General features: G+C 78.6%; 1 protein-coding gene. It reads left to right on the forward strand.

Annotated elements, in window-relative coordinates:
• Positions 1-482: LysR substrate-binding domain-containing protein (locus tag AB8Z36_RS42075; RefSeq protein ID WP_369218573.1), on the forward strand; the 482-nt coding region annotated here is incomplete at its 5' end.
• Between the last annotated feature and the right edge of the window lie 95 nt (positions 483-577).

Raw genomic sequence — 577 nt, forward strand, 5'->3', positions numbered from 1 at the left:
GGGATGCGGACCTGGGCCTGGTCGACGGCCTCGCCGCGCCCAGTGACCCGCTCCGCATMCCCGACGTCGCGCCGCTCACCGCGCGCGGCGTCGCCGAGGAGCCCGTGGCCGTCCTGCTCCCCGACAACCACCCCCTCGCCCGCCGCAACGGCCTGCGCCTCGGCGACCTCGTCGACGCCCGCTGGCTCGACGCCCCCGGCACCGCCCTGCCCCTCGACCGGCTCCGGACGGCCAACGGTTCGGCGGGTTTCCGGCCCGCGCTGCGCTACGACGGCACCGACCTGCGCACCCTCGCCACCCTCGCCGCGGCGGGCCACGGGCTGGCCCTGCTGCCGCTCTCGGCGGCCCGCGAGGCACCGGGCACCGTCGCCGTTCCGCTGACCGCGCCCCGTGTCGTGCACCGCACGGAGCTGCGCCACGCGGGCACCCTGCGCGGGGCCGCCGCCGATCTCGCGGCGCGGCTCGACGTCACCCGTTCGTGAGGCGTCGGCGCGGGTGCGCGCCGGGTAGGGCTGTGGCCGGAGGCGAGCCATGGAGCACAGCGCGTTGCGGCCCAAGCCGATGCCGGGACAGGAAC

Origin of the sequence: Streptomyces flavofungini (assembly GCF_041028215.1) — a bacterium.
Lineage (GTDB): Bacteria > Actinomycetota > Actinomycetes > Streptomycetales > Streptomycetaceae > Streptomyces > Streptomyces flavofungini_B.